A 12,188-nucleotide genomic window follows, 5' to 3' on the forward strand; every position below is an offset into this window, starting at 1 on the left:
TAGGAAACTCGGTGCAGACGCCTTCAACGTCAAGACGATGTTTATCTTTTTCACACAGTTCTTAGGGCGTGTTCACTTCCGCGAACAATGTATCTTCTCCTTTCTATTCGGCAACTCTCAGGTTGCCATTAAATAAATTCTCCGACGAGCTTTTACTCGTTCTTAGTTTGATTGTTTAAAAGCTTCCATCATCTCGATAAACTCATCAAATAGGTAGCTAGCGTCGTGTGGACCAGGGGCTGCATCTGGATGGTATTGAACAGAGAAAGCAGGTTGATATCTGTGACGCACACCTTCAACTGACTTGTCATTGATTTCTTCGTGGGTGATAATCAAGTGTTCTGGCAAATCCTCACGGCTGACTGCATAACCATGGTTCTGACTTGTAAAATCCACACGTCCTGTAGCAATTTCACGTACCGCATGGTTAAATCCACGGTGACCAAACTTCATCTTGTATGTCTTAGCACCATTTGCCATTGCAAAGAGTTGGTGCCCCATACAGATACCAAAGATTGGAATTTTTCCTTGCACACCACGAATCATGTCCAGTGCTTGGGGAACATCTTCTGGATTTCCCGGTCCATTTGACAACATCACTCCGTCAGGATTGAGATGGAGAATTTCTTCTGCCGTCGTTGAATAAGGAACAACCGTCACGTTACAGTTGCGTTTAGAAAGTTCACGTAGGATTGAGTGCTTGAGACCAAAGTCCACTAGAACCACGCTCAAACCAACTCCTGGAGCTGGATATGAAGTTTTAGTAGAAACCTGTTTGATATTGTCTGTCGGCAAGACTGTTGCTTGGAGCTGGTCCGTCACATGATCCATGCTGTCCCCAACATGGGTCAAGGTTGCACGCATGGTACCATGCTTACGGATAATCTTGGTAAGAGCGCGTGTATCAATTCCTGAAATACCTGGAATTTTCTTGGCTTTCAAAAATTCATCCAGCGTCATTTGATTTCGCCAGTTGCTAGCTCGACGCGCTTCTTCAAAAACAACGACTCCCTTACAAGTTGGAATGATGGATTCGTAATCATCACGGTTGATTCCATAATTTCCTACTAAAGGATAAGTAAAGGTCAAGATTTGTCCATTATAAGACTGGTCTGTAATGGATTCTTGGTAGCCAGTCATACCTGTATTAAAGACGATTTCGCCTGTTACATCAATATCTGCTCCGAAGGCCTTGCCTTCAAATACTGTGCCATCTTCTAATACTAGAAGTCTTTTTGTCATATTTTCACCTCTCGTGGACGCTCACTGGCGTCTTTTAACGTCTTGTGTTTTAGTTGGCGTTTCTACTCGCCAATACGGATTCTAAGATTGCCATTCGAACAAAGACACCATTGGTCATTTGTTGGACAATCCGTGATTTTGGTGCTTCAACCAAGTGGTCTGCGATTTCCACATCGCGATTGACTGGAGCTGGGTGCATAAGGATTGCTGTTTCTTTCAAACAATCGTAACGTTCTTGAGTCAAGCCATGTTGGGCATGGTAGTCCTCTTTTGAAAAGATAGCTCCACTATCATGACGTTCATGTTGCACACGGAGAAACATCATGACATCCACCTGATCAATGATTTCATCAATGGTTACAAACTGTCCATAGTCTGCAAACTCTTGACTTCTCCATTCCTCAGGTCCAGCAAAGTAAAGTTCAGCTCCCAAGCGTTTCAAAATCTGCATATTAGATTTGGCAACACGTGAGTGGTCCAAGTCACCTGCAATAGCAACCTTGAGTCCCTCAAAGTGACCAAATTCCTCATAAATGGTCATCAAATCCAGCAAACTCTGGCTAGGGTGTTGTCCCGAACCATCTCCACCATTGATAATGGAAGTCGTAATCGTTGGACTTGCAATTAACTCTCTGTAGTAGTCAACCTCAGGGTGGCGAATCACACAGACATCCACTCCTAAAGCAGACAGAGTCAAAATGGTATCATAAAGTGTCTCACCCTTATTGACTGAACTGGTCTTCACATCAAAGTCAAGTCGCTCCAATCCCAGTTTAATCTCTGCCACTTCAAAGGACTTATGCGTCCGTGTAGAATCCTCAAAGAAAAGATTGGAAACAATCGGATGGTCTTCATAAGGAAGCTGAGCTCCGTTTTTAAACTCAATCCCTCGTTTGATCAATTTCATCACTTGATCGACAGTGAGGTCTTCCATGGACACCACATGGTTCAATGCTTGTTGATTTTCTGACATGGCTACTCCTTTAGCTTTCTAAGCTTCTTCAGTAATCAGAACTCTGTCTTGGCCATCAAGTTCTGCCATCTCTACGATGATTTCTTCAGAACGACTAGTTGGGATATTTTTTCCAACGTAATCTGGACGGATTGGCAATTCTCTATGTCCACGATCGACTAGAACTGCTAAACTCACACGCGCAGGACGGCCATGACCTACAATATTATCAATAGCAGCACGGATAGTACGGCCTGTATAAAGCACATCGTCCACCAAGATAACTTCACGGCCTGTCACATCAACAGAGATCAAAGAAGTATCTTCTCCACTTTTAATATCATCACGGAAAGGTTTAGTATCCAATTCCACAACAGGAACTGAAAGATTTTCTAGTTGCTCCAAACGTTCTTGGATACGGTGGGCGATAAAGACACCACGAGTTTTAATACCAGCCAAGACGATTTTATTCAAATCTTTGTTGCGTTCGATAATCTCGTAAGTAATACGCGTAATTGCCCGTTTGACGGTCAATTCGTCTACAACTTCTTTTGTCTTCATGACAAACCTCCAAAAAGAAAAGTCTCCTTAAACAAGGAGACTTGAAATGTATAGCTAAGTAAGCCCTACTGCAAACAGTATAGACTTCACCCTTCTACTTTATCACGCTCCTTGCCTGCCTCACGGGACAGGTTTAAAGGAATATTTAGTTATCAAATACTATAGCACAAAACAGACCTAAAATCAAGCAAAAACTTTTGAACTCCCATCTTATAAATTGCTAAAATCATATAACTGTGGGTACTGGTCACACTCTGGATTTTTAGGATGACAGATAGCTCTTCCAAAATAAATCATAGCCTGATGGGCTGCTAACCACTGCTCCGGCGGCAAGATATCCATGACCCGCTTTTCCACCTCAAGTGGTGTCGCTGATTTTTTGACAATATCGTGGTGCTTACAAATACGCTCCACATGAGTGTCTACTGCAAAGGCTGGAATTCCAAAGCCCACACTCATGACAACATTGGCAGTCTTGCGACCAACACCTGCTAAACTCTCCAATTCCTCACGTATTTGAGGAACTTGACCATCAAAATCGTCTAGTAACTGTTGAGCACATTTTTTTAGGAATTTAGCCTTATTCCGATACAGTCCTAGACGAGAAATGTGTGAAGCAATCTCACCCTCTGTCGCAACAGACATGGCTTGTGGCGTTGGAAAGGCAGCAAAGAGACCTGGTGTGGCCTTATTTACCGCTGCATCCGTTGTCTGAGCTGACAACATGACCGCAACCAAGAGTTCAAAATGATTGGTAAAATCAAGACTGGGCTTGGCATCTGGAAACAGAGCAATGATTTCTTCTAGCACTTTTCGTGCTCGTTTTTTTGATAAAACCATTATTCGTCTCCATCAAATAGTCCTTGTAAGCCAGCAAAAGGACTGTTTTCTTCTTTCTTAACTGCCTGTTGGGCTTGGTATTCTTCCTCTGTCATGATTTGCCAGTCATTTCCTGACACAAAACCTTTACCAGCTTCTTCTTCAGCCGTCAAAACCTTAATAGGAATGTTTAGTAGGATATTGTCTGACACGCTCTCAGCAAGGTCAAGTTCTCCATTTTCGATAGGCAAGACCAAATCATCGTCTAAAACTTCCTGATCTAGTTGGTTAGTTGCTCCTTCCATGAAAACCTCCGTTACTGGATAAGATTCAGCCAACTCAACTGGCTGCATACTGCGACTTGAAGCAAGAACAATGATATAAGATAGTTGATAATCTAAGAAATACATACGGTCTTCGTATTGGACCTTCCCAACCGCAAGGATATCTTTTACATCTAAAATTTCTTGATTACGTGCACGCAGGTCTGCGGCTAGGTCTAACGTTTGTTCAAAATGCAAGCCTTCAGACTGCTTACGAATTTCTTGAATATTTAATTTCATACTTCCTCCATAAAGATTTACTCTCTTGATTATACCATGAAAAGCCTACAAATCAGCCCACCAAACTTTATAATTAAAATTCAATTTTTTAACATATTTACTATGACATTTTTGTTTTTTAGTGCTATACTATAGGCAAGAATACATCAGAGCAAGGAGGATGCTCATATGGAAGACAAAGAACTCATTACTAATGCAACCCAACTCCTATCCGAGTTAAATAAAAGTTTCCAAAGCTGCAAACAGGATACTGCAGATGATATTCGATTACAAGAGCTACTAAACACTACTATAAAAGAGCTCAAAAAAGCGGAAAAGTTGAACAACAGTATTTTAATAGACCTTGAGAAATTTTACCAACGTACCAGTCTTCTGATAGGCCTCGGTAGCCTAAAACTGAACGACCAAGCACGTACCGCTTGGCGCAACTATGACAAGTTCCATTACGAGCATGTCAAACACGTACTAACTCTATATGGACCTGTTTTCGGATTTTAGAGATTAGAATTGTCGGTTTTCTGTTGACAAAATATCCTGAAAGGTATAGGATAGAGGTACTAATACTCGGAGGTAAGGGAGACATGAACAACTAAGTCTATCAAATAAAGAACCTTTATTTAGTAGATCTTGTTTCTGTCTCTTTTTGTGTGCTCTTTTTGTACTAGATTTTCTAGTACTTTATCATCTATGAAAATCAAAAAACTAGAAAGCTATGCTCCTCTTGGGTTGGGTTAGGCAACTCCAAGCTAGTTTGACGAGTTTTTCAACGAGGATAATAGAGTTTTGACATAGACTTTGGCTCTACTAGGTAAAGTAGAGCTTTTTGTTATGCACTATTGACATTCTAGAAAGGGTAATCATATGATAAAAATCAATCACCTGACCATCACACAGAACAAAAATTTACGAGACCTTGTCTCAGATTTAAACATGACCATCCAAGACGGGGAAAAGGTAGCTATCATCGGCGAAGAAGGAAATGGTAAATCAACCTTGCTTAAAACTTTAATGGGGGAAGCATTGCCTGATTTTACTATCAAGGGCGACATCCAGTCTGATCTTCAATCACTGGCCTACATTCCTCAAAAACTCCCCGAGGACCTGAAAAAGAGAAGTCTACACGACTACTTCTTTTTAGATTCTATTGATTTAGACTACAGTATCCTTTATCGTTTGGCTGAGGAGTTGCACTTTGATAGCGACCGTTTCGCTAGCGATCAAGAGATTGGGAGCCTTTCGGGGGGCGAAGCTTTGAAAATTCAGCTTATCCATGAGTTTGCCAAACCCTTTGAGATTCTATTTTTAGATGAACCTTCAAATGACCTAGACATTGAGACGGTTGATTGGCTAAAAGGTCAGATTCGAAAGATTCGGCAAACTGTTATTTACATTTCCCATGATGAAGACTTTCTTTCTAAAACGGCTGATACTATTGTCCACTTGCGACTGGTCAAGCACCGTAAAGAAGCGGAAACACTAGTAGAGCATTTAGACTATGATAGCTATAGCGACCAGAGAAAGGCTAATTTTTCCAAACAAAGCAAGCAAGCTGCTAACGACCAAAGAGCCTACGATAAAACCATGGAAAAACATCGGCGAGTCAAGCAAAATGTAGAAACTGCGCTTCGAGCTACCAAAGACAGTACTGCCGGTCGCCTATTGGCTAAAAAGATGAAAACTGTCCTCTCACAAGAAAAACGCTACGAAAGGGCAGCTCAGGCCATGACCCAAAAGCCACTTGAAGAGGAAGAAATCAGACTTTTCTTCTCAGATATACAGCCATTACCTGCTTCTAAAGTCTTAATCCAACAGGAAAAAGAAAATTTGTCCATTGGAGACCGAGTTTTGGTGCAAGAACTACAATTAACTGTCCGTGCCCAAGAAAAAATCGGTATCATCGGCCCAAATGGTATGGGGAAATCAACTCTATTAGCAAAGTTACAGCAACTTCTTAATGATAAAAGAGAGATTTCTATTGGTTTTATGCCACAAGATTACCATAAAAAACTGCAATTGGATTTATCCCCAATCGTCTACCTCAGCAAAACTGGGGAAAAAGAGGAACTGCAGAAAATCCAATCTCACTTAGCAAGTCTCAATTTCAGTTATCCAGAAATGCAACATCAAATTCGCTCCTTATCTGGCGGGCAACAGGGAAAACTCCTGCTTTTGAATTTAGTCTTGCGCAAACCAAACTTTCTCCTGCTAGATGAACCCACACGAAACTTTTCTCCAACTTCTCAACCCCAAATCAGAAAACTCTTTGCCACCTATCCTGGTGGTCTCATCACTGTTTCGCATGACCGTCGTTTCTTAAAAGAGGTCTGTTCGACTATCTATCGCTTGACAGAACACGGTTTGGAGGTAGTTGATTTAGAAGATTTATAAATTTTCAACATAGCAAAAATCCAGAGACGACCTCTGGATTCTTTTTACATCTGTTTTAAACGTTCAATCCGTTCTGAGATAGGTGGGTGGGTATAAAAGAGTTTTTGGAACCCTCCACCTTTCTTAGGATCATTGATATAAAGTGCACTGCTGGCATCATCTACAGGACGACTCATCGGTTTACTATTATCCAACTTATGGAGAGCATTAATCATCCCTTGAGGATTGCGAGTCAACTCGACACTTGAAGCATCAGCTAGAAATTCCCTCTGACGAGAAATAGCTAGTTGTACCAAGGTTGCAGCGAGAGGTGCTAGCACAATAGCTAGGAGGGAAACCACTAGCATAATGATTTCTAAGCCATTTCCATCTCTGTCATCGTTACTTCGTCTGCGACCTGCGCCACCCCACCACATCATACGACCTGCCATACTAGAAAGCATGGTAATAGCACTAGCAAGGGCAACAGCAATAGTCGAAATACGGATATCGTAATTACGAATATGACTGACTTCATGTCCCATAACAGCTTCTAGTTCCTCGCGATTCATGATAGCTAGGAGACCTGACGTCGCAGCAACCGCCGCATTTTGAGGGTTAGAACCTGTCGCAAAGGCATTTAAGGCTGAATCATCAATGATGAAAACACGGGGCATAGGAATCTGAGCGACCATAGCCATATCTTCCACTACATGGTAGAGGTCTGGTGCCGTTTGTTCATCCACCTCACGCGCTCCATTCATGGACATGACAATCTCTGTCGATTGAAAAATCATGGACAAGGCATAGATAAAGCCGATAATCAGTGCGATAACCAAACCACCAATCCCAGACCGCATAAAGAGGTAACCAACAGCATAGCCAACAAGAGCTAAGAGTAGGAAAAATACCAGCAACAAAATCCAGGTTTTTCGTTTATTGCTTGCAATTTGATCAAACAACATCTTAGTCACCTAAACCGCTAAAATCAACTTTAGGAACTGCCTTTTCCTCTTCTGGTGTTTGAAGGAAATCTGCTGCTTTAAATCCAAACATTCCAGCGATAATATTGCTTGGGAAAGTTTCTAATTTTACATTGTAGTTGCTAACAACACTATTGTAGAGTTGACGAGAGTAAGAAATTTTATTTTCTGTGTTTGTCAACTCCTCTTGCAATTTAACAAAGTTGGCACTAGCTTTCAAATCTGGATAGCTTTCTGCAACTGCGAAGATACCTGAAACCTGACGAGTGAGTGCATCACTAGCTTTCATAGCTTCTGCTGGTGAAGTCGCTGCCGCCACTTGGTTACGCAGTTCTGCCACTTTTTCAAGGGTAGAACCTTCATATTTAGCATAACCTTTTACAGTCTCAATCAAGTTTGGCAAGAGGTCATTTCGACGTTTCAACTGAACATCAATCTGACTCCAAGCCTCCTTTGTTTGCATACGATTCTTAACCAAACCGTTATAGCTAACAATCACAAAAATAACAATAAGAGCGATAACTCCAAGAATAATCCAAGTCATTATATAAGTCCTTTCTACTTTTAGATTAGTACCAGTATATCAAATTTTTAATGATTGTGGTAAAATAAGATGATACTAAAGAAGGAAATAACTATGAAACCAGAAACATTTTACAACTTGCTTGCCGAGCAGAATCTTCCACTTTCGGACCAGCAAAAAGAACAATTTGAACGTTATTTTGAACTCTTGGTCGAGTGGAATGAGAAGATTAATTTGACAGCTATTACGGACAAGGAAGAAGTTTATCTCAAACATTTTTACGATTCGATTGCACCCATTCTTCAAGGTTTGATTCCCAATGAAACTATCAAACTTCTGGATATTGGAGCTGGGGCGGGATTTCCTAGTCTACCAATGAAAATCCTCTATCCTAAGCTTGATGTGACCATCATTGATTCACTCAACAAGCGCATCAACTTTCTCCAACTGTTGGCTCAAGAACTGGATTTGGACGGAGTTCATTTCTACCATGGGCGTGCGGAAGATTTTGCCCAAGACAAGAACTTCCGTGCTCAATATGATTTTGTAACAGCTCGTGCTGTAGCCCGCATGCAAGTCTTGTCTGAATTGACAATTCCTTACCTTAAAGTTGGCGGAAAACTATTGGCACTCAAGGCTAGCAATGCGCCTGAAGAATTATTAGAAGCTAAGAATGCCCTCAACCTCCTCTTCAGTAAAGTCGAAGACAATCTCAGCTACGCCCTAGCGAATGGAGATCCGCGTTATATCACAGTGGTGGAAAAGAAAAAAGAAACACCAAATAAATATCCAAGAAAGGCTGGTATGCCCAACAAACGCCCGCTTTAAATTTTTTAGTAAAAAATATTTACAAAGTTCGGAATTTCTGCTATACTATCACAAGCAAAGGTTTTTAATGTCATCCCGTGAGGTGACGAAGACGCAGAAATACTTGAAACTCTTTAAAGTCTAGATTTTAGAGAAGTCTTACTCTGAGGGCCTATTGCTGTAAAATAATGGGCTCTTTTTTGATGCCCAAAAGTGAGGTTTATATGAAACAAGAATCAACTGTTGATTTGTTACTAGACGTTGACCAACGTCCTTCGGCTGGAAAAGGAATTCTCCTTAGTTTCCAACACGTTTTCGCCATGTTTGGTGCGACCATCTTGGTACCATTGATTTTGGGAATGCCTGTATCTGTTGCCCTTTTTGCTTCAGGTGTTGGAACACTCATCTACATGATCGCAACTGGTTTTAGAGTTCCAGTTTATCTAGGATCATCATTCGCCTTTATCACAGCTATGTCGCTAGCTATGAAGGAGCTAGGAGGGGATGTATCAGCTGCACAAACAGGGGTTATCCTTACAGGTTTTATCTATGTTCTTGTCGCTGCTGGTGTTCGTTTTGCAGGTACAAAATGGATTGATAAACTCTTGCCACCAATCATCATCGGACCTATGATCATCGTTATCGGTCTTGGGCTTGCAAGTTCAGCTGTTACCAACGCTGGTCTTGTAGCTGATGGAAATTGGAAAAATGCTCTTGTAGCAGTTGTTACTTTCTTGATTGCTGCCTTTATCAATACAAAAGGAAAAGGCTTCCTACGAATCATTCCATTCCTCTTTGCCATTATCGGTGGTTACCTCTTCGCACTAACTCTTGGCTTGGTTGACTTTACACCAGTTCTTAAAGCTAACTGGTTTGAAATTCCTGGTTTCTACTTGCCATTTAGCACAGGTGGTGCCTTTAAAGAATACAATCTTTACTTTGGTCCAGAAACTATCGCTATCTTGCCAATCGCTATCGTAACAATTTCTGAACATATCGGGGACCATACTGTTTTGGGTCAAATCTGTGGCCGTCAATTCTTGAAAGAACCAGGTCTTCACCGTACTCTTCTTGGTGACGGTATCGCAACTTCTGTTTCTGCCTTCCTTGGTGGACCAGCAAATACAACTTACGGAGAAAATACAGGGGTTATCGGTATGACTCGTATCGCTTCTGTCTCAGTTATCCGTAACGCTGCCCTTATCGCGATTGCTCTTAGCTTCCTTGGTAAATTTACAGCCTTGATTTCTACAATCCCAAACGCTGTTCTTGGTGGTATGTCAATCCTTCTCTATGGGGTTATCGCCAGCAACGGTTTGAAAGTCTTGATCAAAGAACGTGTAGACTTCAGTCAAATGCGTAACCTAATCATCGCAAGTGCTATGTTGGTCCTTGGACTTGGAGGAGCTATCCTTAAACTTGGTCCAGTTACCCTTTCAGGTACTGCCCTATCAGCCATGACAGGAATCATCTTGAACTTAATCTTGCCATACGAAAATAAAGACTAAACGTCTTGACACAAAAAGTCCGCTCAGACAACTGAGTGGACTTTTCTAATTCTTAAGTCCCCCAAGCAACCAATAGATAGATCAGGCTAGAACCAAACATATCTGCTAAAGCATGCATGAAAAAGAATGGAAGGAGATTTTTAATTTTATATTTGTATAAGAAATAATAGAATAAGCCATAAACTACACCGATTACCAAAGCCCATACTAATCCTTGATAGGTGTGGAAGGAAATACGAATAATAGTAGAATAAAGCAAAACCAACCACTTGTGTTTTTCCTTCACTGAAGTCAACAAACCTAGAAAGAAAAACTCTTCATAAAATCCATTAAGCAAGGCATAGGCAATCACTATCGGGCTGAGAGCTAAGAACTTCCCTATTATTTGCGTGAAATCTATATAGGCAAAAAGGTCTGGATTAAAGTAGTTGTATTCACCAGTGAGAGTTGTAACCAAGTCTCCAAACAGTCCCACTAAAGCAAATATAAATGGAACCCAAAAGATAATGGACCAATTCCAGCGAATAGGAAGCTGTTTAAAATCATAATTTCGAATCAAAAGATAGAGTAAGGTCACAGTCAGCAATATAGTTTGCAGGATAAAATTACTAGAATAAGCCGCACCTTCGCTTGCAGCCTGTCTAACCGTCCCTACTGTACTTGATGCACCCGTTGGAAACGTATTTGCTAAAAATAGCTCGGTTGAACGAATTATAAACTGACCAAACATTATGATCGTAATAATCACAATGTCAAACCATCTCAAGTATTTTAGAGGTTTAGATGGATGTATTTTTTTAAAAATATTCATATTTTCTCCAGGTATTCTATACTTATATAAATATTTTAAGAAAAAAAGCTTAAACTTTTATAAAATTTCATTAATTCATTTAGATTCAAAAGCTTTTATTAGTAAAAATAACCCCTCTTTAAGAGTGGTTATCATCTACTTTCATTTTTTGTTTATTTCTCTAACAATAAATCTTTCAAAGAAATCAGAGTTACTGCAATTAAAATCATTGCCATGCCAAGAAAATCAATGGGATAAAATTGTTCATTCATAATTAGGAAGGCAAAGAAAACCGCAGAGATTGGCTCAATTGAAGCCAACAAACTTGACTTAACCGGTCCTATCAGACTGGTTCCCTTTAAGAAGGCTGTATAGGCAAAGACAGTCCCGATAAGGATAATACCCGCAAATGCAAGAAGAAAATCAAGACTAGTTGGGATAGCAATCTGTAGAACTCCTGTAAAAGGAAGGGCGACAAAACCTGCTATGACCATTCCCACACCAATGACCAAACTACTCCCCCACTTCTTAATCAAGGCTATGGGCAAAATGATATAAAGTGCGTAAGTCAGAGCAGAAAAGAGACCCCAGAACAGACCTGCAGGTGTCATAGATAACTGGTCCAACTGCCCATGAGTGGCGATCAGGAAGGTTCCTCCAATGGCTAATATGATAGAAACAATCTCTGCCAGAGTCGGCGCCACCTTATCCTTGATACAGCTATAAATCAAAATCCCGACAGGACAAACATACTGAAGCACTGTCGCGGTACCTGCATTGGTCTCCTGAATAGCAGTTAGATAGGCAAATTGATTGAGGAAGAGGCCAATCAGAGCAAAAATGAGAAGAGACAGCAAACTTTTTCTATCCTTTAAAAAGGCCAGCATTCTATCCTTTGCAGTAGCATAAGCCAAGACCATGAGAATCCCACCAGCGATTAAAAGTCGTAAGTTAGTTAAAACCAGAGACGAAATTCCATGTGCCATCAGGTATTGGCCACTCGTTCCTGACAAGCCCCAAGCAATACCAGCCACAACTGTTAATAGAGTCCCTTTTAAACCGTTTGACATGTC

13 protein-coding genes are annotated in these 12,188 nt (G+C 40.8%); 4 read left to right on the forward strand and 9 right to left on the reverse strand.

What is annotated here, in order from left to right:
• Positions 1 to 162: 162 nt before the first annotated feature.
• The 5 genes from FBF73_RS03870 to FBF73_RS03890 form a co-directional block, all read right to left on the reverse strand.
• Positions 163 to 1,242, reverse strand: coding sequence for a carbamoyl phosphate synthase small subunit (locus tag FBF73_RS03870; protein WP_000166853.1), 1,080 nt, complete (start codon positions 1,240 to 1,242; stop codon positions 163 to 165).
• Positions 1,243 to 1,291: 49 nt separating this feature from the next.
• Entirely contained in the window at positions 1,292 to 2,215 is a 924-nt protein-coding gene (locus FBF73_RS03875; RefSeq protein ID WP_136937030.1) for an aspartate carbamoyltransferase catalytic subunit, read from the reverse strand.
• 18 nt (positions 2,216 to 2,233) lie between these two features.
• The gene (gene pyrR, locus FBF73_RS03880; protein WP_000850022.1) at positions 2,234 to 2,755 is read right to left on the reverse strand and encodes a bifunctional pyr operon transcriptional regulator/uracil phosphoribosyltransferase PyrR; all 522 of its coding nucleotides are present in this window, start codon (positions 2,753 to 2,755) and stop codon (positions 2,234 to 2,236) included.
• 210 nt (positions 2,756 to 2,965) lie between these two features.
• The gene (gene nth / locus FBF73_RS03885; protein ID WP_136937031.1) at positions 2,966 to 3,595 is read right to left on the reverse strand and encodes an endonuclease III; all 630 of its coding nucleotides are present in this window, start codon (positions 3,593 to 3,595) and stop codon (positions 2,966 to 2,968) included.
• On the reverse strand, positions 3,595 to 4,137 hold the full coding sequence (locus FBF73_RS03890) for a YceD family protein (protein ID WP_136937032.1): 543 nt from the start codon (positions 4,135 to 4,137) through the stop codon (positions 3,595 to 3,597). The genes nth and FBF73_RS03890 overlap by 1 nt, the downstream gene beginning before the upstream one ends.
• Before the next feature lie 168 nt (positions 4,138 to 4,305).
• On the opposite strand from FBF73_RS03890, the gene FBF73_RS03895 reads away from it, so the two are divergent.
• A complete protein-coding gene (locus tag FBF73_RS03895) occupies positions 4,306 to 4,635 on the forward strand; it encodes a helicase BlpT (RefSeq protein ID WP_136937033.1) in 330 nt (109 codons plus the stop codon).
• Between the two features lie 363 nt (positions 4,636 to 4,998).
• Positions 4,999 to 6,525, forward strand: a complete 1,527-nt coding sequence (locus FBF73_RS03900) for an ATP-binding cassette domain-containing protein (protein ID WP_136937034.1) — start codon at positions 4,999 to 5,001, stop codon at positions 6,523 to 6,525.
• Positions 6,526 to 6,569: 44 nt separating this feature from the next.
• Here FBF73_RS03900 and htpX read toward each other — a convergent pair whose 3' ends face one another.
• Together htpX and FBF73_RS03910 are read right to left on the reverse strand one after the other, a co-directional pair.
• Positions 6,570 to 7,469: a zinc metalloprotease HtpX gene (gene htpX, locus FBF73_RS03905; RefSeq protein ID WP_136937035.1), complete on the reverse strand. Its 900-nt coding sequence runs from the start codon at positions 7,467 to 7,469 to the stop codon at positions 6,570 to 6,572.
• A 1-nt stretch (position 7,470) separates the two neighbouring features.
• Positions 7,471 to 8,031 (reverse strand): LemA family protein, encoded by a 561-nt coding sequence (locus tag FBF73_RS03910; RefSeq protein ID WP_000219822.1) that lies wholly within the window; start codon positions 8,029 to 8,031, stop codon positions 7,471 to 7,473.
• Between the two features lie 93 nt (positions 8,032 to 8,124).
• Between FBF73_RS03910 and rsmG the strand changes: the two genes are divergently transcribed.
• A complete protein-coding gene (gene rsmG, locus FBF73_RS03915) occupies positions 8,125 to 8,838 on the forward strand; it encodes a 16S rRNA (guanine(527)-N(7))-methyltransferase RsmG (protein ID WP_136937036.1) in 714 nt (237 codons plus the stop codon).
• 203 nt (positions 8,839 to 9,041) lie between these two features.
• Positions 9,042 to 10,325, forward strand: a complete 1,284-nt coding sequence (locus FBF73_RS03920) for a uracil-xanthine permease family protein (RefSeq protein WP_169435169.1) — start codon at positions 9,042 to 9,044, stop codon at positions 10,323 to 10,325.
• Between the two features lie 52 nt (positions 10,326 to 10,377).
• On the opposite strand, the gene FBF73_RS03925 is transcribed toward FBF73_RS03920, so the two are convergent.
• Positions 10,378 to 11,136 (reverse strand): CPBP family intramembrane glutamic endopeptidase, encoded by a 759-nt coding sequence (locus FBF73_RS03925; protein ID WP_136937038.1) that lies wholly within the window; start codon positions 11,134 to 11,136, stop codon positions 10,378 to 10,380.
• A 152-nt stretch (positions 11,137 to 11,288) separates the two neighbouring features.
• A complete protein-coding gene (locus FBF73_RS03930) occupies positions 11,289 to 12,185 on the reverse strand; it encodes a DMT family transporter (RefSeq protein ID WP_136937039.1) in 897 nt (298 codons plus the stop codon).
• Between the last annotated feature and the right edge of the window lie 3 nt (positions 12,186 to 12,188).

The sequence above is a fragment of the Streptococcus mitis genome, from assembly GCF_005144795.1.
Taxonomy (GTDB): Bacteria; Bacillota; Bacilli; order Lactobacillales; family Streptococcaceae; genus Streptococcus; species Streptococcus mitis_BB.

Coding starts and splice junctions, on each gene's coding strand:
- FBF73_RS03870 (WP_000166853.1), bottom strand. CDS start 1,242: ATGACAAAAAGACTTCTAGTATTAGAAGATGGCACAGTATTTGAAGGC.
- FBF73_RS03875 (WP_136937030.1), bottom strand. CDS start 2,215: ATGTCAGAAAATCAACAAGCATTGAACCATGTGGTGTCCATGGAAGAC.
- pyrR (WP_000850022.1), bottom strand. CDS start 2,755: ATGAAGACAAAAGAAGTTGTAGACGAATTGACCGTCAAACGGGCAATT.
- nth (WP_136937031.1), bottom strand. CDS start 3,595: ATGGTTTTATCAAAAAAACGAGCACGAAAAGTGCTAGAAGAAATCATT.
- FBF73_RS03890 (WP_136937032.1), bottom strand. CDS start 4,137: ATGAAATTAAATATTCAAGAAATTCGTAAGCAGTCTGAAGGCTTGCAT.
- FBF73_RS03895 (WP_136937033.1), top strand. CDS start 4,306: ATGGAAGACAAAGAACTCATTACTAATGCAACCCAACTCCTATCCGAG.
- FBF73_RS03900 (WP_136937034.1), top strand. CDS start 4,999: ATGATAAAAATCAATCACCTGACCATCACACAGAACAAAAATTTACGA.
- htpX (WP_136937035.1), bottom strand. CDS start 7,469: ATGTTGTTTGATCAAATTGCAAGCAATAAACGAAAAACCTGGATTTTG.
- FBF73_RS03910 (WP_000219822.1), bottom strand. CDS start 8,031: ATGACTTGGATTATTCTTGGAGTTATCGCTCTTATTGTTATTTTTGTG.
- rsmG (WP_136937036.1), top strand. CDS start 8,125: ATGAAACCAGAAACATTTTACAACTTGCTTGCCGAGCAGAATCTTCCA.
- FBF73_RS03920 (WP_169435169.1), top strand. CDS start 9,042: ATGAAACAAGAATCAACTGTTGATTTGTTACTAGACGTTGACCAACGT.
- FBF73_RS03925 (WP_136937038.1), bottom strand. CDS start 11,136: ATGAATATTTTTAAAAAAATACATCCATCTAAACCTCTAAAATACTTG.
- FBF73_RS03930 (WP_136937039.1), bottom strand. CDS start 12,185: ATGTCAAACGGTTTAAAAGGGACTCTATTAACAGTTGTGGCTGGTATT.